Source organism: Marinomonas shanghaiensis (assembly GCF_003259175.1).
GTDB classification, from domain to species: Bacteria; Pseudomonadota; Gammaproteobacteria; order Pseudomonadales; family Marinomonadaceae; genus Marinomonas; species Marinomonas shanghaiensis.
Window position 1 is genome coordinate 164,343 of the sequence record NZ_QGOK01000007.1, and the last position, 19,639, is coordinate 183,981.

Genomic DNA, 19,639 nt, shown 5'->3' on the forward strand with positions numbered 1-19,639 from the left:
CTAATTCTGAAATACGTCTATCTTTGATAGGTATACTAGCTTCTATTTCGTAAGGCTCAACATGAAACCTGTAACCAATCGTACACATCTGAGTGAGATAAATATCTATGGATATAAGTCGATAGAGACATGTTGCTTAAGTATGGGGTGCCTGAATGTAATGATCGGTGCTAATGGAGCAGGTAAGTCTAATTTCATTAGCTTTTTTAAGCTTATTTCTATAATGCTAGATCATCGTTTGCAAACGCTAGTTGGAAAATCGGGAGGGCCAGATTCTTTGCTACACTTCGGTAGGAAGCAGACTGAGTCGCTGTCCGCTGAGTTGTATTTTGGGAATAATGGCTACAAATTTACTCTAGAAGCAACTAATGACAACAGAATGATGTTTCAAAATGAATCTTTGTTTTGGAATATGAAGGGCGATTTTGGAAATTACTCTGGTCATTTTGAGTCACGAGCTGATGAGCATAGATCTGGAGTTAAGCAATATACCTTATCAACAATGACAGGTTGGAGGGTTTATCACTTTCATGACACTAGTGATAGTGCGAAAGTGAAACAAACTCATCGGCTAAATGATAATGAATATTTAAGAGAAGACGGATCGAATCTAGCTGCTTTTTTATACCGTCTTAAGCAGCATCAAGAGAAGCACTATAAAAGAATAGTAAAGACAATAAAATTAGTAGCTCCTTTCTTTGGTGACTTCTTTTTAAGGCCTACTACGGATAATGCGGATTTCATTCAACTTGAGTGGACAGAGGTTGAACAAGATATACCTTTCAAGGCGAGTGAACTTTCAGATGGGACATTGAGATTCATTTTACTCTCTACTGTTCTTTTGCAGCCAGAAGAATTCATGCCAAGTGCGATTATAATTGATGAACCTGAACTTGGTTTGCACCCTTATGCGATTAATGTGTTGGCTGACTTGATTAAAAGTGCTTCGGAAGATCATCAAATCATAGTGTCCACTCAGTCAGTTGAGTTAGTGAACCAATTTGATTTAGAAGATTTAATCATAGTTGATAGGCATAAAGGGAAATCTACCTTTACGCGGCCAGACATTGAGTCATTATCTGGCTGGCTTGAAGAATACTCTCTTGGCGATATTTGGAAGAAAAACATCATCGGCGGGAGGCCTCAGAAGTGACAAGAGTAATTGTATTTGTAGAGGGGCAATCCGAAGAGGCTTTTGTGACTCAGGTCCTATACGATTATTTTATGCGTTCTGGGATATATCTTACTCCTATCATTGCTACAACGAGCCCTGGCCATAAAGGGGGAATTGTTAATTATCAAAAAGTTAGAAATCAACTAGGGAAAATTCGGAAACAAGATAAAAATGCTTGGATAACGACCCTTATTGATTTCTATAGGTATCCAAAAGATTCTCCTGGTCGATCGGATCCTTCATATCATGCTTTGAATAATTGCTATGATAAAGTTACTTATCTTGAGCAAGCTATGAAGGATGATCTTAGTATAAGTAACTTTATACCTTTTTTAATGCTTCACGAGTTTGAAGCGCTGCTTTTTTGCGATACTGATGTTATTTCAGACTGGATAGACAATGTTGATGACAGTGCACTGAAAAAAATTTCCGAACAGTTCCCAAGTCCTGAATATATCAATGAAGGTGAGCATACTGCACCATCCAAAAGAATTGAGAAGCATGCTCCAAAATATAAAAAGACTTTGCATGGTCCAATGATCGCTGAAGTTATAGGGATTGATACTTTCAGGAGGAAATGTCCACACTTTGATGCTTGGATAGGCAGTATTTTAGATTTAGCTCGTTGATCTTTGTAATGGTTGTAGTGGTCGAGTAAAAATGACCACCACAAAGAGGCTGGCAGTGAAATTCATACGCTAATCGAATGAAACCAAAAGAAACAAAAGCTCGAAATAAATCGAGCTTTTCAATAGGTTATGAGTTTTATTCCGTATTATTGAAGTCTACTCAATATTCTGGATCTGCTCTCTCATCTGTTCAATAAGAACCTTTAATTCCACGGCGCTTTGGGTGGTTTCGACGACAATGGATTTTGATGAGAGTGTATTGGCTTCGCGGTTGAGTTCTTGCATTAAGAAGTCGAGGCGACGGCCAATTGGGCCATTTTGTTGCAGCTGACGGCGGACTTCTTTTGTGTGGGTGGCTAAGCGGTCGAGTTCTTCGGCAACGTCGGCCTTTTGTGCTAATAAGACGATTTCGGCTTCGACGCGCATGGGGTCGAGGTCGACTTTGGCGGCTTCCAGCTTGTCGAGCAGGTTTTGTTTTTGCGCGGCAATGATGGTGGGCAGTTTGGCTTGAACTTCGACGACGATGGCTTCGATGGCGTCTAAGCGTTGTTCGATGATGTCTTTTAGCTGCGCCCCTTCACGAAGACGTACTTGAATGAGTTCGTCGACCGATTGATTAAACAGTGTGACAACGGCTTTTTTCATCATCTCAAAGTCGCTTCCTTCGTCACTGAGAATGCCTGGCCATTTTAGGATGTCGAGCGGGTTGGCTGGATCTAGGTCTTTAAACCAAGTGCCGAGTGTGTCGATGGCGTTTGCCAAGGCTTGGGCGTTGCTTGGATTGATGGTTAAGTGGGTAGCGGCTTTGTCGACGCCTTGGAAGCGCAGTTGGCATTCCAGTTTGCCGCGATTGATCTTTTTGCGCAGCACATCACGAAAGGCAAACTCAAGCTCGCGAAAGTTTTCGGGTAGACGAAAGCTAGGCTCTAGGTAGCGTTGGTTGACGGAGCGTACTTCCCAGCTGATGGTGCCCCAATCGTATACGGCTTCTTGGCGTGAGAAGGCGGTCATGCTTGCTGTCATGTTGAATACCTAATAAAAAATGCAATAAAAAAATAAAGGCAATATTGTAGCCTATCGTCAAGAGTTTCGCAGGGAAGGGGCGCAATTTTATCTAAGATCATTATAATTGCGGCTTTATGATGGTTAACCTGATAGAGAGATGAGTATGCGTCCAAGCGGTAGAGAAGCAGATCAATTACGTCCCCTTAAAATCACACGTAATTTTACTAAGCATGCGGAAGGCTCGGTGCTGATCGAATGTGGCGACACGAAAGTTATTTGTACGGCGACTGTGGTTTCTGGCGTGCCGCGTTTTTTAAAAGGCAAGGGCCAAGGTTGGATCACAGCAGAGTACGGTATGTTGCCTCGCTCTACACACAGCCGTATGGACCGTGAAGCGGCTCGAGGTAAGCAAGGTGGTCGTACGGTGGAGATTCAGCGTTTGATTGGTCGTTCTTTGCGCGCCGCGGTGGATCTTAAAAAATTGGGTGAGAATACCATTACGATTGACTGTGATGTGATTCAAGCCGACGGCGGTACGCGTACGGCCTCTATTACGGGTGGCTTTGTTGCTTTGGCGGATGCGATGCGTGTCTTGGTTGAGAATAAAAAGATCAAAGTGAATCCAATCGTGTCACAAATCGCGGCCATTTCAGTAGGCGTTTACAAAGGTGTGCCAGTCTTGGATTTGGATTACCCAGAAGACTCCAACGCCGAAACAGATATGAACGTTATCATGAACGACAAAGGCGGTTTTATCGAGATTCAAGGCACAGCCGAAGGTGAGGCGTTTAGCGACGAACACATGATGGGGATGCTAGCCGTGGCGCGTAAAGGCATTACCGAAATCATGGAAGCGCAGCGCGCAGCCTTGTTTGATAAGTAAGAGCTGACAAACAAGCACCACCCAAAAAAGCGTATTAACGATACCCTTATCATGCATAGATAAGGGTCGTTTAATCATGAAAATCTAGCCTCGGCTAGATTTTTTTTACCTATCGATTTCTCATCTGTATTTTTAGGGGTTCTCAAGACGTTTTTTGTGCCTTCTTTTATGCCTACTGGTTTATTTTTTGCTAGTAAAACTGAGTATGAATTGTGGATATTGCTTGAGTGACACAGCGTTATAGGGGATATTTGATCAGATTTAGAATGTTTTTTGACCGAAAGAGCATGATAGGAGGGGGCTTGAGAGGTATTTCTTGGATTCTAATCTATAGCCTGAGCATTGTGTTTGGGGCATTTTCGGTGCGCGGTTACGCGCAAGAGATAGTCTTGCACACGGTGCATTTGCCGCCACGTATTATAGATGCGTCGATTTTACCACCATCAGCCCGTTTCCCTAACGCTGGTGATGTCTATGGCTCGGACGTTGATATATTGCGGGCTGCTTACGCGACGCAGGGTATTTCTGTGCGTATTGAGTTACATCCATGGAAGCGCGTGATGCGTGATGTTGAAGAAGGCTTAGTGTTGGGGGCGGTGTCTTGCCGTCGGGTGCCTGTGCGCGAGACATTTGCTTATTTTTCTTCGCCCTTGAGTGAGTCTATGAGTGCGTTTGTCACGCGTTTGGGGTATTTGGATGTGGAAAATACCAACCTAGATATACTAACAAGATTTGATGTGGCGGCGGTAAATGGTTGGTCGCAAACGAATATATTGCAAGATGCAGGCATTTCTTATTCTTCTGTTACTGGGTTAGAACAAGGGATTAATCTGATCTTACGGCGCAATCAGGATATTTTCATGACGGAGCGTGATAGTGCGTTGTTTGAAGCGCATCAAATGGGTGTCGCGGATAAGTTGAGTTTTTACGATGTGAAAGGCTTGGGATTAGACCACTATGCGGTCTGTTTTAGTAAACGTTATCCTGATGCTCAAAAGTGGCGTGATATATTAAATGACGGTTTGAAAGAGCTGGATCGAAGCGGAAAAAGGGACGAAATTTTTAAGCAATACGGGCTATCTTTTGCGCCTTAAGTTCGCGCTATAAACGGTGAGGGATTATGTTAGCTTTGCGTAAACGCCTTTCTTATCAGCAAGCCAAGTGGGCACTGGTGCTTTTGCTATTGCTGAGTTTGTTGATGAGTACCTTTCAAGTGTTTTTTGATTGGCAGGATGAAAAAGCCACCATTCAGAAACAGGTAACGTCGACGCTGCAGATTGTCGAAAATGCCGCGACAGAAGCCGCCTATTCGTTGGATGAGACCTTGGCAAAAAAAGTGCTGACAGGCCTAATGCGTTCGAATAGCTTTCATACGGCGCGTTTAGAAGACGATTTGGGTTATGAATTAGCAAGTGCTTATCGGTCACTGGAGCCTGTGTCATCACGCTGGTTATCGGAACGCATTTTTAGTGATTTACCAAAACACTTCCGCTTATCGTTAAAGCGCAATAATCATTTAGTGGTCGGTACCATCGTTGTCACCATAGACAGTGGGTCCGTGACTAACGGTTTTATTCGTCGCAGTTTCCGTTTGATTAGTACCTCGTTATTGTCGGCCATGTTGCTTGGCGCGGCGATGTTTATGCTGTTTTACGTACAGATCTCTCATCCTCTGTCACGTTTAATTGGTCAACTTAGTCTCTTGGAAAATGCCGAAAACGACCCTGCGCAATTGCAATTTAAACAAACCTCTCGGGAAGATGAGCTGGGGATCTTGGCACGCACTATCACGGCGCTTTGGCATAAGCGAAAAAAGGTTGAAAGCGAATTAGCCAAAAGAGAAGCCTATTTTAAAGCGGTTTTACATCAATCCAGTGAGTGTATGTTGCTGACAAATTTGAAGGGCGAAATACTCGATTGTAACCATGAAACTTGTCGTTTGTTGATGTATGACGCGCCTAAATTGCTTACATTAAACATTCAAGACATAGACCCAGAACAAACTCCCAGCTTGTTGCAAGACTGGGTGAAAAGTGCTCAAGGCGATCCTAAGATATTTGAAACACAATATCGTCGGAGTAACGGTGAGAGCTTTCCCGTTGAAGTCTGTGCAAACATCATTTATTTGGACAATGAGGCGCGCTTTTTGGCGTCTTTTCGTGATATTACGCAGCGTAAAAAGGACCAAGAGCAGGTCAAGTTTTTGGCATATTACGACGCTCTGACCAGTTTGCCTAATCGACGCTTTTTAAATCAGCATCTGGAAAAGGTGATTTCAGAGGCGCGTAGTACTGGCCAGGTTGGTGGTTTAGTGTTTATCGACTTAGACCGTTTTAAAAATGTCAATGATTCCATGGGGCACCATGTTGGTGATGCTCTTTTGATCGAAGCCGCTAGGCGTATTGTATCCTGTTTATCCGAGTCGGATATTGCCGTGCGGATCGGTGGCGATGAGTTTGTGCTCTTGTTACCCGTGCTCGCCAATGACCATGATGAGGCACAACATAGGGCGACGATTCTTGCTGAAGTATTACTGTCGCAGCTATCTAAAGTGTTTCGTTTAGAACAGACGGATGTGTTTATCTCTGCGAGTATTGGCATCAGTTTGTTTCCCTTTGGCGAGGCCAGTGACTCTCAGATTCTCCGACAAGCGGACACCGCTATGTATGAGGCGAAGAAGAAGGGCCGCAATGGTTTTCGTTTTTATCGCCAAGAAATGCTGCAGCAAATTACGGACCTCGCCATACTCGAAAAAGCTTTACACGGCGCCATTCGTGACGATGAGTTCTATTTAGTCTATCAGCCCCAAGTGAATAAACGAGGCGAGCTGATGGGCTATGAAGCCTTGTTACGCTGGCATAATCCTCAGCTTGGTCTGGTATCGCCAGCGCGCTTTATTCCCGTGGCGGAAGAGATCGGCCTGATCTATGAAATAGGAGACTGGGTACTCGAAAACGTCTGTCGACAAGTGAAAATTTGGCAAGGTATCGGCTTACCATCGTCATTTGAAGGCGTTGCGATCAATATCAGTCCTTACCAGTTTGCGCAAGAAGGCTTTGTGGGCACAGTGGAAGCGGTAATAGAGAGAACACAAGTGGACCCGAACTTGCTCGATCTAGAAATCACAGAGGGGATGCTGGTGGAGAATATTGCGTCAGTGGCCGAAAAAATGTGGCGTTTAAAAGAGCATGGCATACGTTTTTCGGTGGATGACTTTGGTACAGGGTATTCTTCTTTGCGATATTTACAGCATTTTCCACTCAATCAGCTGAAGATTGATCAGACGTTTGTACGAGATCTATCGAGTGATCCTAACAGCCATGTGATCATTAACACCATAGTGTCTATGGCTGAACACATGAATTTATCGGTGTTAGCAGAAGGGGTCGAGAGTCGTGTTGAGAAACAGATCTTAGAGCACATTGGTTGTACGCGCTACCAAGGGTATTATTTTTCAAAACCGGTTAAAGCTGATCTGGCGACCTTGTACCTAAAAGATAATGAGGTGTTTCCCTTCGAATGCCAAGATGCGTAGTCATGGTGTTTTGGCGCTAAATGTTAGTTATTGTGAGCGTTTTTGCGCCTTACAAGTCTCTTGCACTCTGCGATGATCTAACCACAATAACAATAAGGAGAAGCAAGGTGAATAAATTGATCGGTGTTGGCGTATTAAGCATGGTCGTCAGTTCTGGTGTGCAAGCGTTGAGTTTAGAGGGAACGTGGCGATTGCAAGACGCAGACAATACGCAAGCGAAACTGGATGAAGCGGTTGAAAACGTGGCGCAGGAGATGAATTTTTTTATTCGTGCTTTGGCGCGACCTGTGTTGCAGAAACAGACGCAAGTTTGTCAGCAATGGGTACTAGGCTGGCAGGCAGAAGCGTTTCAGTGGCAGTGTGATGCAGCCGAAGCTGATGTCATGCCAATGAGCGCCAAAGGTGAGGTGATTAAGAAGGACGAGGAGGGTGTCGAGATATCAGGCACCTATCAGCAAACTAATGATGCTGTGATTCTGGTGCTTGAGTCTGAACGTGGTAAGCGCACGAACACCTGGCAACAAATCAGTGACAGCGAAGTGTTGTTTACTGTTAAGTTAGAATCTGAAAAGCTGCCAACACCGTTAACTTGGTCACTGTCTTATCAAAAACAGTAACTATAAAACTGACTTTTCAACAGCATGTTACCAATAAAAAAGCCCCAATGATTGGACAACCAATATTGGGGCTTTTTAGTGGCTAATGCTGGCAACTAGCGAAATACAATTAACGCTTTACAGCACCTGTTGGGGCGAATTTAGCACCATCCAATGGTGAGTTCTTTTGGATGTATTCCACCAATACATCGGCATCCACATAACCTGAGTTGACGTAGTTTGGATGATCGGAAATTTTAGGGTAACCGTCACCACCTGACGCCGTGTAATTGTTTACAGCAACACGATAGGTTTTATTCATATCCAGTGCTTTGCCTGCCACCATGATGTTGGTGGCTTTGCCGTCTTTGAGTGTCAAAGAAACACCGTCAAATTGAGCAAATGCGCCGGTGCCGGCTTCTTTTGCGGCAGCAGCAGAAAGGTAATCTGTTAGTTCAGTGGCGCTGAAATCGACATAAGACACCATGTTACCGAAAGGCTGTACTTTCAACACGCTTTTGTAGGTAACAAGGCCTTTTTCGAGATTATCGCGAATACCGCCAGAGTTCATGATACCAATGTCTGCGTTTACTTTTTGTCTCATTGCCAAGGCGATCAAGTTACCAAGGTTGGTTTCTTGACTGCGCACTTGATCTCGATCACCAACGAAGTCGGCATTGGCGAAACCGATTTCCACATTGAGCCCTTTTTCACCTTTTTCTTGGAACGGCGTTAGCATGGCTAGCATGGTTGGGTCTTGAGGAATTTCTTCTTCAATGAAAACACGTTCAGATTTGCCGTCAGCCGTGGTGACTTTTTTCTTCAAGTTGACTGGAATGAGTTTGTATTCGGACCAAACGATGGCGCCATTTTTGTAGACAAAGTCTAGACGACCAACGTATTTTCCCCATTCGTGGGCTTGCAGAATCAGCGTACCGTTTTGTTCATCAGGCTGAGTCAAAGGATTTTGTGAGTGACCACCGACAATAACGTCAATGCCTGGAACTGTGCGTGCTAGGGTGACGTCGCCAGGGGCATTACCGCCATGTTTTCCATCTTTGTAGTGACCCATGTGAGTTACCGCAACGACTAAGTCGGCTTTTTTACGAAGCTCTGGAATGAGGGTTTTCGCAACGGTAATCGGCGATTCGATTTTGATGCCTGTAAGGAATTCTGGGTTACCTAGTTTTACGGTGTCGTCGGTAGTGAAACCGACTACCGCTATTTTCAAATCGTCAACTTGAAAAATTTTATAGGCGTCAAACAGTGGCTTGCCTGTTTTGGCATCTAAAATATTGGCAGAAAGGAAAGGGAAACCGGCCCATTCTTGTTGCTTTTTCAAAACAGAAAGTGGGTTATCGAATTCGTGGTTACCCAATGCCATGGCATCGTACTTCAACATTTTCATGCCACGAAAGTCAGGCTCAGCGTCTTGTATGTCAGACTCTGGAACGCCAGTGTTGATGTCACCACCAGACAGCAATAGGGAATTGCCATTGTCTAATACGACTTCTTCACGAATGTTATCGATCAAGGTTTTGCGAGCGGCCATGCCGTATTCGCCGTTGCTGTTTTGCCAAAAACGACCGTGATGGTCATTGGTGTGTAGGATGGTTACCTTATATTCTTTGTCTTCTTTCCAGTCGGGTTTTTGTGGCGCCATTGAGCAGGCTGTCACGGATAATGCGACGCCTGTTATCGCAATATGCGTGATAAAACGCTTGGTGAATTTCATGGTTTGGTTCCTTTACATGATATTAGTCGGCCATTCTTCGATTTGAGATAACCAAATGCCACTATTAGAGTCGCTTGTTTGATTACGGTTCTCAAAATGTATCTCATATTTGTGACAAGTTCGAGGGACTGTGCAGTAATTTTGACCATTTGTGCAAAAAATTGACGTTTTTCATAAAAAAGCCCAAAACAGAAACATTCTGTTTTGGGCTTTTTTAACGCGTTATAGCAAGAGTGACGACTAGAGATCTAAACGTCGACCAGATTCTTGATCAAAGACAACGGCTTTAGAGGTGTCGAACATCATTTTAATGATGGATCCCGCCGCAGCTGGGTACATTGGGTTGGAACGACAGTTGATTTCAGCATCGTTGACACGAGTTAGAATCATGGTGTCAGCCCCCATAGGCTCAGTCACTTCGACTTCTACATCTGTGGTCGTCACAAAAGGCTGACCCTCTTTGTGCGGCTGAGGTTCGGTGATCATTTCAGGGCGCAGGCCAAGTAAGATGGTTTTGCCTACATAGTTCTTTAGTGCTTCTGGTTTTGGGAATGGCAAAGCAACCGTGGTGCTGGTGGCCAGCTCCAACATGGGCGTACCATTTTGCTCAATCACTTTGGCTGGGATGAAGTTCATCGCAGGTGAGCCCATGAAGCCCGCAACGAATAAATTCGCTGGGTTGTCATAAATTTCTTGTGGGGTACCAAGTTGTTGAACTTGTCCGTCTTTCATCACGGCGATGCGATCGGCCAAGGTCATGGCTTCGATCTGATCGTGCGTAACATAAACGATGGTGGTACCAAGCTTTTTATGCAGCTTCTTGATCTCTGTACGCATCTCTACGCGCAATTTAGCGTCTAGGTTAGACAATGGCTCATCAAACAAGTAAAGCTGAGGGCGGCGCGCTAAGGCTCGTCCCATGGCAACACGCTGACGTTGACCACCAGACAATTGTGCCGGTTTACGGTCTAGTAAATGGCTGATTTGCAACAGCTCGGCGACGCGTTGTACTTCTACGTCACGCTCTGCTTTTGGTACCTTGCGCATTTCCAAACCGAAAGAGATGTTTTGCTCTACCGTCATGTTGGGATACAAGGCGTAAGACTGGAACACCATCGCGATATCACGATCTTTTGGGCTAGTGTAAGTCACGTCTTTGTCAGCGATTAAAATACGACCTTCCGTGACATCTTCAAGACCAGCAATCGAGTTCATCAGCGTCGATTTACCACAGCCAGAAGGCCCAACCAAAATCAGGAATTCACCGGTTTTGATGGAAATATTGATGCCTTTCAAAATCTCTGTGTTGCCGTAGCGCTTTTTAACATTATCAATGACGAGGTTTGCCATGTTATTACTCCAAATTTTGTCTAATCACTGGTGCGGTGTAGGATGAAAAAACACCAGTGCATCTTTTTATATTCTGGTTTGTTTAAGCCGCTGTTAGCCTTTGACAGCACCAGCGGTTAAGCCACGAACGAAGTATTTTCCGGCGAACACGTAAACCGCCAGTGTCGGTAGTGCGGCGATGATGGCCGCCGCCATGTCGACGTTGTACTCTTTACCACCGAAGCTGGTGTTAACTAAGTTGTTCAAGGCGACCGTAACCGGTTGTGTATCAAAACCAGAGAAAGCCACGCCAAATAAGAAATCATTCCAAATTTGTGTAAACTGCCAAATGACGGTTACGACGATAATCGGTGTAGAAACCGGCAAAATGATGCGATAGAAAATCGTAAAGAAACCCGCGCCATCGAGGCGAGCCGCTTTGACCAATTCCCCCGGAATAGACTGATAGAAGTTACGGAAGAATAAGGTTGTGAATGCCACACCGTACACGACGTGAACAAACACCAAACCGGATGTTGTATTAGCGATACCTAACCAACCGAGTGTTTGTGCCATTGGCAACAAAATTACTTGGAAGGGAATGAAACAGCCCACTAGCATAGCGGCAAAAAACAAATCGCTGCCACGGAACTTCCACAAAGAAATGACGTAACCGTTAATGGCACCTACTAGTGTTGAAATCGCTACAGCGGGCAAGACGATTTGAAACGAGTTCATGAAGTATGGGGAAATACCACCACAACTGCTGCCAGTACAAGCGCTTGACCACGCTTTTGCCCAAGAATCAAAATTCAATGCCGCTGGTAGGGAAAGTAGGTTACCAGTACGAATTTCTTCAACGTCTTTTAAAGACGTAATCAACATGACGATAAAAGGGATAAGGTAAAACGCTGCGGCCACTAATAACACTGTGTATAGGGCAACGCGTAAGGCTTTATCCACGCCTGAGGTTTTGCGACTGATAGCGTTATTACTCATGGCGTTTACCTCGCAATTCAGAGTACAAATAAGGAACCAAAATAGCCAACACGCAACCCAACATCACCATGGCAGAAGCCGAGCCTAAGCCAATTTGGCTACGGGTGAAGGTATAGGTATACATGAAGTTAGCAGGCAAGTCTGAAGCGTAGCCTGGTCCACCATTGGTTAAAGCGGCCACCAAGTCGAAGCTCTTAATCGCAATGTGTGACAACACCACTAAGGCACTGAAAAACACCGGTTTTAATGAGGGTAGAATAATACGACGATATGTCGTAAAGGTACTGGCTCCGTCTAGGTGAGCGGCTTTGATCAGGTCACCATCTACGCCGCGAAGACCAGCTAGAAAGAGTGCCATAACGAAGCCAGAGGCTTGCCAAACCGCGGCAATAACCAAACAGTAAACTACCATGTCAGGGTTAATCAGCCAGTCGAACTTGAAGTTCACGAAGCCAAAATCAACCATCATTTTTTCTAGGCCATTGGTCGGGTTAAGCAACCACTTCCAAGCAGTACCCGTTACGATAAAAGAAATGGCCATCGGGTAAAGGTAGATGGTACGGATTGCGCCTTCGGCACGAATTTTTTGGTCCAAGAAAATGGCAAGTGTTACGCCAAGGAACAAACAAATAAAGATAAACAACCCACCGAAAATGCCAAGGTTAGATAGGGCTACCATCCAGCGTTCGTTGTTGAAAAGGCGTTCGTATTGTTCGAAGCCGACAAAATTGTACGACGGCAACATACGCGAGCCAGTAAAAGACAGTACGGCTGTCCAAATCATATAGCCGTAGATGCACACCAAGGTAACCAGTACCGTTGGGGCCATGACGATTTTCGGCATCCAATCGGCCAAGCTTAGGCGCGCAGGACGTCCTGACTGAGTCTGTCCTGACCCAGAATTGGCGGCTTTAGTGTTCATAGTTGATGCTTCACTATTTGGAGGTATTAAGAAGAGGTTGGTCAGAAGACCAACCTCGTATGCTTACTGCAAACAAGGGGTTTGCAGGGGTAGATCTTACATACTTGCTTTAACAGCGCGAGCTAGCTTGTCTACTGCTTCTTTAGAGGTCATAGACTCGTCATTGAAGAAGTTAGTCACAACGTCAAAGATAGCGCCTTGAACCATTGAGTTCACTGCCATGCCGTGAGCCATACTTGGTACTAGGTTGCCTGTAGTAGAACTTGCTAGGAACGCATCCATAGAAGCGTGTGCACAAGTGTCAAATTTCTCACGTGGCATATTCAAGCGAACTGGAATAGAACCTTTGTTCAAGTTAAAGGTCTCTTGGAACTTTGGCTCAAGAATCAAACGAGCAAGGTCTTTTTGTGCCGCTTGTTTGTCTTTGCCGTCTACTTTGAACATGGCTAGAGAGTCGATGTTGAAAGTGAACGCGCCACTTGTGCCTGGTGCTGGGTAACAAACGTAATCGATGCCTGCTTTTTTGCCAGCAGCAGTGAATTCACCTTTCGCCCAGTCTCCCATGATTTGCATCGCTGCTTCACCATTGATAACCATAGAGGTTGCGACGTTCCAATCACGACCAGAGAAACCTGGATCAACGAATTCACGCATTTGTTTGAAAGTATCAAACACGTCAATCATGTCTTGGCTACGTAGAGTGGTGTCAGATAGGCCGATGAACGCACTGTTGTAGAAGCGAGCGCCCTTAGATAAGGCAATGGCTTCAAATAGCGTTGCGTCTTGCCAGTTTTGGCCACCGTGAGCAAGTGGAGTGAAACCAGCGGCTTTGATTTTTTTCGCTTCTACGATGAACTGTTCCCATGTGGTTGGGATAGAAGCACCAGATTTACGGAATACTTCAGGGTTTGCCCACATCCAGTTAACACGGTGAACGTTGACAGGTGCCGCTACGTAGTGGCCGTCGTATTTCATTGTGTTACTAACGACTTGAGGAAGGATAACATCCCACTCGCCCGCTTTGGCAACATCATCTAGATTCGTTAGGAACCCTAAATCACCCCATTCTTGAATGGTTGGGCCTTTGATTTGAGCCGCAGAAGGAGGGTTGCCAGAAATGGCACGAGATTTTAGAACGGTCATAGCAGATTCACCACCGCCACCTGCGACTGCGAAGTCTTTCCAAGTGTGGCCAGCGCCTACCATTTCTTCTTTAAGTACATTGATCGCAGCGGCTTCGCCACCTGATGTCCACCAATGTAGAACTTCTACTTCACCAGCCTGAGCGGTTGCGGCAGCTAGAGAAAGTGCAACTGTGGTTAAACCGAAAGCAATTTTTTTCATGATAGTAACCTTTGTTATTGTTATGTCGTCCAATCAAATACAGAAACTGTTTTGATGTTGCGTTATTTTCTATATCGACGTCGCCGTCTGATCAGTCAGTGTAAGCGCACGTTCGAGTGATAGAATTTAGCAAAGGATATGGCAAGAGAGGGTAAAATAGAGCAACCTATTGTAACAAAGTCTTGCAAGAGGGTTGTTTGCTTGATCATTTCTTGCTTTTTAAATGACGATTTATTGCATCTTACCCTGAACAAAAAAACGCTTTTTATGTTTTAAATACTCAGTGTCTTGGTAACCAGAGTTTGGCTTCTAAGCCTTGCTCTATATGGTTACTTAGGGTGACTTCACCACCGTGAGCGCGGGCAATATTTCGGGCAATACTGAGGCCCAACCCCATGCCTCCTGGGTGACCGGAATGATCGGGCGTCAGACGGGTATAAGGCTGAAAAACCTTGTCCATTTTATCAATCGGGATGCCGGGCCCCTGATCACAGATACGAATACAGACTTCGTCTTCATCGTCTTCTATAAATACCGTGGCGGTTTTGCCGTAGTACAAGGCGTTGTCAACAAGGTTGCCCAGGCAGCGTTTAATCGCCAGCGGTTTGCCGATAAAAGGGTGTTTTAGTTCACCAGCGACCGTGAGCTTAGTATCGTGTAAATTAGCTGTAGACTGCATGTCCTTGAGCATTCTTGAAATGTTCACTTCGATGCGGTTTTCATGAATATCTGTCTCTTTTACGCTTTGAAGAGCCCCTTTTACCAACATGTCTAGATCTTCAAGATCTCGAATCATGGCGTCGCGTATGTCATCTTCGTCTAGCATTTCAGCGCGAAGGCGGAGGCGAGTAATCGGGGTTTTTAGATCATGAGAAATGGAGGCAAAGAGCCGTTCCCTGTCATTGAGATAACGCTGGATACGCCTTTGCATGTCGTTAAATGCTTTGGCGGTGTTACGCACTTCGATACTGCCCGCTTCCTTGATGGGTTTCCAATCGCCTTGACCAAACCGTTCTGCCGCTCTCGCCAATGTAGCGAGGGGGCGCGTTACACGTCTCAGCACAACAATACTGAGCAGCAACACGGTAATGACTGACATCGCCATGGAAAATAAGCGATCCTCACTCAGCGCGGAAGCTCCATCTAAAAAATACGGGTCCGGCATTAAGCTGGCGAGGTACAGCCAATCTTTATCGTTTATAGGGATTTGAATGACGATAATAGGGGGAGTAAGCGGTTTTACCAATAAACTGTGATGCCCCCAGCGCTCCGGTAAGTCGACTAGGCGTGTATGGTTGTTAATAACGTGTAAATCATCGGGGCTGGAGAAGGCGATTTTGGCGTTATGAATGCCTAATTGTCTTATCAATGTGCCTTGCACTTCATTTTTGACAATGTCTTTGAGCGGCGAGTCCGGAATGTTGTTGATGCGAATCTCTTCTTTGTTGAGAGTGACAAAGAAGCGTGTTCCCCCCATGTCTTGTAATTGATCGATGACAATATGGCGATAATTTGTTGGTAGGGATTTGAAATAACTGACGGTTGCCGCAATTCGAAAGGCCATGTGTTTGGAAACTTCACGAACGTTTTCTTCGGTATCGGATTCGAGTTGGCGTAGCCAAATGGTTGAGCTGATAAATTGGGCGCTGGCGACCCCCAGTGCCATGATGATCAAGATCTGTCCAGTCAGTGATTGCGACCAGCGTTTGAGGCGCGAGCCTTTGCTGGCGGACGTGTTAGTCGCGGACATCGCTAATGGCTTCCACACTGGCGGTTAAAATATAGCCTTGACCGCGAATGGTTTTAATCAACTGTGGTTGACGAGCGTCTTCACGCAGACGTTGGCGTAAACGGCTAACATGGACATCGATAAAACGATCCAGTGGTGCACTGTCTCGCCCGCGGGTATTTTCAGCAATGATTTCGCGCGTAAGCACCGCTCCTGGGTTGGTTAAGAACAACATCAAAAGGTTGTAATCAGCGCCAGATAGTGATTCTTTTTCCGCTTTAAAGTGTAATTCTCGTGAAAGGGTGTCTAGGGTAAATTGTGCGAAGCGATAAAAACGGTGGGCAACAGGAGCGATGTCGACGACTTCGCTGTGTTCCATGCGTCTTAAGATTGCTTTAATACGAGCCAATAATTCTCGAGGATTAAAGGGTTTGGCAAGATAATCGTCGGCACCGATTTCTAGACCAATAATACGGTCCATTTCATCGGAATTGGCCGTTAACATAATAACAGGGACTTGCGACTGCGCCCTGAGCGAACGGCAGACGGCAAAGCCATCTTGACCAGGCAACATGATATCTAAAATCACCAGATCGACTTCTTGTTCAGCGCGAAAATCCGCCAAAAAGGCTTCGCCTGAATCGGCGGTTAACACCGTAAATTGGTGTTTTTCTAAGTAAGTCTTGAGCAGTATACGAATCTCATCGTCATCGTCTACAACATAGAGGCGTTTAGCTTTGGTCATTCTCTTGCTCAATCTCAATGATGGTTGGTGTAAGGAATGTAATGAAAGCATGGAGTCTAGCAAGAAAGTGTCGGTGAACCAATTGTCATCTGAATCTATGACAAAGTGTGCTTTAAATAAATTAAATTGATTTAATATTTTTCCCCCTGCATAATTTTTCGACTAATCTTTTTCCTATCTTCGATTCACAAAGAGAACAGAGCAATGACAACAAAAGTAATGGCGTTCGGTGAAGCCTTAATTGATTTTCTTTCTAATGGTGCCACGCAAGCTGGCGAGCTTGAATCCTTTACCAAGTTTCCTGGTGGTGCGCCAGCAAACGTGGCTGTCGCGGTTGCGCGCTTGGGTGGCAATAGTCATTTTGTGGGTCAAGTGGGCGATGATGCATTTGGTCATTTCTTAAAAGCTTCCCTTGATAGTTATGGCGTAAACACCAGCAATATGTTGATGACTAAGGAAGCGAAAACGGCTCTAGCATTCGTAAGTTTGGACCAAACAGGTGAGCGTAGTTTTGAGTTTTACCGCAGCCCTTCTGCGGATATTTTGTTTAAAGAGGCCGATTTTGATGCCGCTTGGTTCGCAGGAAAAGGCGTTTTTCATACCTGCTCTAATACCTTAACGGACGCTGAGATCACCAAAGCGACGCTCGCCGGTGTGAGCATGGCGCGAGCCGCCAACTGGATCGTGAGTATCGATGTAAACTTACGGATGAACCTGTGGCCAAATGGGCAGGTGGATACTAAGCGTGTGATTGACTGGATGCAAAGTGGTGATGTGGTCAAAGCCAGTCTTGAGGAGCTTGCTGTTTTGGCGGCGGATCCGTTTGCTTTAATCGATGAATCTTTGGCCGCTGGTGTCACCTTGTTTGTATTAACCGACGGCGCCAACCCCATTCGCTTCTATACCGCCGCTCATGGTGAGGGTGAAGTGATCACGCCTAAAGTAGAAGTAAAAGATACTACCGCTGCGGGTGACGCTTTTGTGGGTGGCTTACTGTATAAATTGGCAGAACAAGGCGGCGATCAGGCTTCTCTATCGGCGCTATCACAAACGCAATTGGTTGATATTGTTCGTTTTGCTGCCGCTTGTGGGGCGGACTCTGTGACGAAATTAGGCGCTTATCCTTCTCTGCCTACGTTAAATGAAGCACAGGCGCAATTAAGCCGTTTTTAACCCGTAGCGTCTAGAAAGCGCCTTTGAGTTAAACGGTTAAGAAAATATTTAGTGGCTTTAAAGTCAGTCGAAAGCGCGGCAGTACCGCGCTTTTTTCATACATAAAATGTGCATTAAAAATGCAAATTTGATGTATGAAAAGCAGGTTTTTTGTGTACTTTTTTGCGAATAACCTACTGAATTTAGTATAAAAAACCTTTTCTGTTGGTTTTTTATACGGATCACCCTTATCAAATAAGATTCGCATTTTGGCGAAGACCTACTAAATTTAAAAAATAATTAAGTCAATATTAAGGAGTCTGAGCCCTTGAAGGGCGGGTTTTCTTTGTGAATAATCAAATTTCTTCTTAATCCTTATAGAAGACATGTTTACCTTGTTTCGACCTCTGATAATAAAAACAAAGGCGTGCTATGGGTTTCCCAAGCGAGCCTGTAAGGAGCAATGATGAAAAAATCTCTATTGTCTGTGGCAGTCGCCCTGACACTTTCCGCAAATGCTGTGCACGCAGCCGACCTCTTATTTACACCAGGTGAAGATTCTCGTTTTAGTTGGAGCAGCTATGAGGCTCTAAAATCCGTTAATTTATCTGGTGAGACGGTTTCTGTTTTCGGTCCTTGGATGGGCGATGAAAAAACCAACTTCGAGCGAGTTATTGCTTACTTTGAAAAAGCCACGGGCGCAAAGGTCAATTACGCTGGCTCAGATTCTTTTGAGCAACAGATAGTGATTGACGCTCAAGCGGGCAGTGCTCCAAACGTTTCGGTCTTTCCGCAACCAGGTTTAGCGGCAGATTTGGCCGCTAAAGGCTTTATCAGTCCGCTTAGCGACACGGTAAAAAATGCCGTGGTAAAAGATTATGCGGCGGGTCAGTCATGGGTCGACCTTGCGACCTTTAAAAACCAGAAAGGGCAAGACGATTTCTATGGTGTTTTTTATCGCGCTGATTTGAAATCGCTGGTTTGGTATTCGCCCGATAACTTCGCTGATGCGGGCTATGACGTGCCTGAAACCATGGAAGATCTAAAAGCCTTAACAGAACAGATTGTTGCTGATGGCGGAACGCCTTGGTGTATTGGTCTGGGTTCTGGTGCGGCAACGGGTTGGCCTGCTACCGATTGGGTAGAAGATTTGCTTCTTCGTACTCAGCCAGCGTCTGTTTATGATGGCTGGGTCACCAATGAGATTAAATTTGATGACCCACGTGTTGTGGGTGCGATTGAAGAATTTGGTTGGTTCGCACGCAATGATAAGTTTGTTGATGGTGGCGCAGGCGCGGTTTCTTCTACAGATTTTCGTGATAGTCCAAAAGGCCTATTCCAATCGCCTCCTAAATGTTACTTGCATCGCCAAGCATCTTTTATCCCAGCTTTCTTTCCAGAAGGTACTAAGCTTGGCCTAGATGCGGACTTCTTCTACTTCCCATCTTATGCGTCTAAAGATTTGGGTAACCCAGTTTTGGGTGCGGGTACCTTGATGAGTATCACCAATGATTCGAAAGGGGCGCGTGCCTTTATTGATTTCATTCGTTCACCCATTGCTCATGAATTGTGGATGGCTCAAACGGGCTTCTTGTCTGCACACTTAGGTGCAAATCCTGAGTTGTATTCAAGTGATGCTGCGAAGAAACAAGGTGAAATCTTACGTTATGCAACGACTTTCCGTTTCGATGGGTCTGATTTGATGCCTGGCAAGATCGGCGCAGGCTCTTTCTGGACCGGTATGGTGGATTACACGGGCGGTAAAGATGCCAAAGAAGTGGCTCGTGATATTCAAAAAACATGGGATGCTTTGAAGTAATACTTTTTAAAGCCCCTAAGCGAATCTGTGCTTAGGGGCTTTG

16 protein-coding genes are annotated in these 19,639 nt (G+C 45.2%); 8 read left to right on the top strand and 8 right to left on the bottom strand.

The annotated features are described in order from the left end of the window. Positions 1-160: 160 nt before the first annotated feature. Positions 161-1,153 (top strand): AAA family ATPase, encoded by a 993-nt coding sequence (locus DKT73_RS07715; RefSeq protein WP_198666568.1) that lies wholly within the window; start codon positions 161-163, stop codon positions 1,151-1,153. Next, positions 1,150-1,803 (top strand): DUF4276 family protein, encoded by a 654-nt coding sequence (locus tag DKT73_RS07720; RefSeq protein ID WP_111637983.1) that lies wholly within the window; start codon positions 1,150-1,152, stop codon positions 1,801-1,803. Before DKT73_RS07715 ends, DKT73_RS07720 begins: the two co-directional genes overlap by 4 nt. A gap of 156 nt (positions 1,804-1,959) precedes the next feature. Here DKT73_RS07720 and DKT73_RS07725 read toward each other — a convergent pair whose 3' ends face one another. Next, positions 1,960-2,826 carry a YicC/YloC family endoribonuclease gene (locus tag DKT73_RS07725; protein WP_111637984.1) on the bottom strand — a complete coding sequence of 289 codons (867 nt, stop codon included), beginning with the start codon at positions 2,824-2,826 and terminating at the stop codon, positions 1,960-1,962. Between the two features lie 145 nt (positions 2,827-2,971). Between DKT73_RS07725 and rph the strand changes: the two genes are divergently transcribed. From rph to DKT73_RS07745, 4 genes are all read left to right on the top strand, one after another. After that, entirely contained in the window at positions 2,972-3,691 is a 720-nt protein-coding gene (gene rph / locus DKT73_RS07730) for a ribonuclease PH (protein ID WP_111637985.1), read from the top strand. Positions 3,692-3,993: 302 nt separating this feature from the next. Beyond that, on the top strand, positions 3,994-4,785 hold the full coding sequence (locus DKT73_RS07735) for a substrate-binding periplasmic protein (protein ID WP_157959164.1): 792 nt from the start codon (positions 3,994-3,996) through the stop codon (positions 4,783-4,785). A 26-nt stretch (positions 4,786-4,811) separates the two neighbouring features. Continuing rightward, a complete protein-coding gene (locus DKT73_RS07740) occupies positions 4,812-7,226 on the top strand; it encodes a sensor domain-containing protein (RefSeq protein WP_111637987.1) in 2,415 nt (804 codons plus the stop codon). A gap of 107 nt (positions 7,227-7,333) precedes the next feature. Continuing rightward, positions 7,334-7,843, top strand: a complete 510-nt coding sequence (locus DKT73_RS07745; protein ID WP_111637988.1) for a hypothetical protein — start codon at positions 7,334-7,336, stop codon at positions 7,841-7,843. A 109-nt stretch (positions 7,844-7,952) separates the two neighbouring features. Here the strand turns inward: DKT73_RS07745 and ushA are convergent, their stop codons facing one another. The 7 genes from ushA to DKT73_RS07780 form a co-directional block, all read right to left on the bottom strand. Then, positions 7,953-9,557 carry a bifunctional UDP-sugar hydrolase/5'-nucleotidase UshA gene (gene ushA / locus DKT73_RS07750; protein ID WP_111637989.1) on the bottom strand — a complete coding sequence of 535 codons (1,605 nt, stop codon included), beginning with the start codon at positions 9,555-9,557 and terminating at the stop codon, positions 7,953-7,955. 240 nt (positions 9,558-9,797) lie between these two features. Beyond that, entirely contained in the window at positions 9,798-10,907 is a 1,110-nt protein-coding gene (locus tag DKT73_RS07755) for an ABC transporter ATP-binding protein (protein ID WP_111637990.1), read from the bottom strand. 93 nt (positions 10,908-11,000) lie between these two features. Beyond that, the gene (locus DKT73_RS07760; protein WP_111637991.1) at positions 11,001-11,885 is read right to left on the bottom strand and encodes a carbohydrate ABC transporter permease; all 885 of its coding nucleotides are present in this window, start codon (positions 11,883-11,885) and stop codon (positions 11,001-11,003) included. Beyond that, positions 11,878-12,807 carry a carbohydrate ABC transporter permease gene (locus DKT73_RS07765; RefSeq protein WP_111637992.1) on the bottom strand — a complete coding sequence of 310 codons (930 nt, stop codon included), beginning with the start codon at positions 12,805-12,807 and terminating at the stop codon, positions 11,878-11,880. Before DKT73_RS07765 ends, DKT73_RS07760 begins: the two co-directional genes overlap by 8 nt. 96 nt (positions 12,808-12,903) lie before the next feature. Then, positions 12,904-14,151, bottom strand: a complete 1,248-nt coding sequence (locus DKT73_RS07770) for an ABC transporter substrate-binding protein (protein WP_111637993.1) — start codon at positions 14,149-14,151, stop codon at positions 12,904-12,906. Positions 14,152-14,431: 280 nt separating this feature from the next. Beyond that, positions 14,432-15,901, bottom strand: a complete 1,470-nt coding sequence (locus DKT73_RS07775) for an ATP-binding protein (protein WP_111637994.1) — start codon at positions 15,899-15,901, stop codon at positions 14,432-14,434. After that, positions 15,888-16,625: a response regulator gene (locus DKT73_RS07780; protein ID WP_111637995.1), complete on the bottom strand. Its 738-nt coding sequence runs from the start codon at positions 16,623-16,625 to the stop codon at positions 15,888-15,890. Before DKT73_RS07780 ends, DKT73_RS07775 begins: the two co-directional genes overlap by 14 nt. A gap of 204 nt (positions 16,626-16,829) precedes the next feature. Here DKT73_RS07780 and DKT73_RS07785 point away from each other — a divergent pair, with 204 nt between their 5' ends. Together DKT73_RS07785 and DKT73_RS07790 are read left to right on the top strand one after the other, a co-directional pair. After that, positions 16,830-17,798: a carbohydrate kinase family protein gene (locus tag DKT73_RS07785; protein WP_111637996.1), complete on the top strand. Its 969-nt coding sequence runs from the start codon at positions 16,830-16,832 to the stop codon at positions 17,796-17,798. Between the two features lie 445 nt (positions 17,799-18,243). Further along, complete coding sequence (locus DKT73_RS07790) at positions 18,244-19,596, top strand: ABC transporter substrate-binding protein (protein WP_111637997.1); 1,353 nt, start codon at positions 18,244-18,246, stop codon at positions 19,594-19,596. The last annotated feature ends 43 nt before the right edge of the window (positions 19,597-19,639 follow it).

Bases quoted from the DNA above. Each gene is read 5' to 3' on its own strand.
- DKT73_RS07740 (WP_111637987.1), top strand. From the start codon at position 4,812: ATGTTAGCTTTGCGTAAACGCCTTTCTTATCAGCAAGCCAAGTGGGCA.
- DKT73_RS07770 (WP_111637993.1), bottom strand. From the start codon at position 14,151: ATGAAAAAAATTGCTTTCGGTTTAACCACAGTTGCACTTTCTCTAGCT.
- DKT73_RS07715 (WP_198666568.1), top strand. From the start codon at position 161: ATGATCGGTGCTAATGGAGCAGGTAAGTCTAATTTCATTAGCTTTTTT.
- DKT73_RS07755 (WP_111637990.1), bottom strand. From the start codon at position 10,907: ATGGCAAACCTCGTCATTGATAATGTTAAAAAGCGCTACGGCAACACA.
- DKT73_RS07725 (WP_111637984.1), bottom strand. From the start codon at position 2,826: ATGACAGCAAGCATGACCGCCTTCTCACGCCAAGAAGCCGTATACGAT.
- DKT73_RS07760 (WP_111637991.1), bottom strand. From the start codon at position 11,885: ATGAGTAATAACGCTATCAGTCGCAAAACCTCAGGCGTGGATAAAGCC.
- ushA (WP_111637989.1), bottom strand. From the start codon at position 9,557: ATGAAATTCACCAAGCGTTTTATCACGCATATTGCGATAACAGGCGTC.
- DKT73_RS07780 (WP_111637995.1), bottom strand. From the start codon at position 16,625: ATGACCAAAGCTAAACGCCTCTATGTTGTAGACGATGACGATGAGATT.
- DKT73_RS07765 (WP_111637992.1), bottom strand. From the start codon at position 12,807: ATGAACACTAAAGCCGCCAATTCTGGGTCAGGACAGACTCAGTCAGGA.
- DKT73_RS07790 (WP_111637997.1), top strand. From the start codon at position 18,244: ATGAAAAAATCTCTATTGTCTGTGGCAGTCGCCCTGACACTTTCCGCA.
- DKT73_RS07785 (WP_111637996.1), top strand. From the start codon at position 16,830: ATGACAACAAAAGTAATGGCGTTCGGTGAAGCCTTAATTGATTTTCTT.
- DKT73_RS07775 (WP_111637994.1), bottom strand. From the start codon at position 15,901: ATGTCCGCGACTAACACGTCCGCCAGCAAAGGCTCGCGCCTCAAACGC.
- rph (WP_111637985.1), top strand. From the start codon at position 2,972: ATGCGTCCAAGCGGTAGAGAAGCAGATCAATTACGTCCCCTTAAAATC.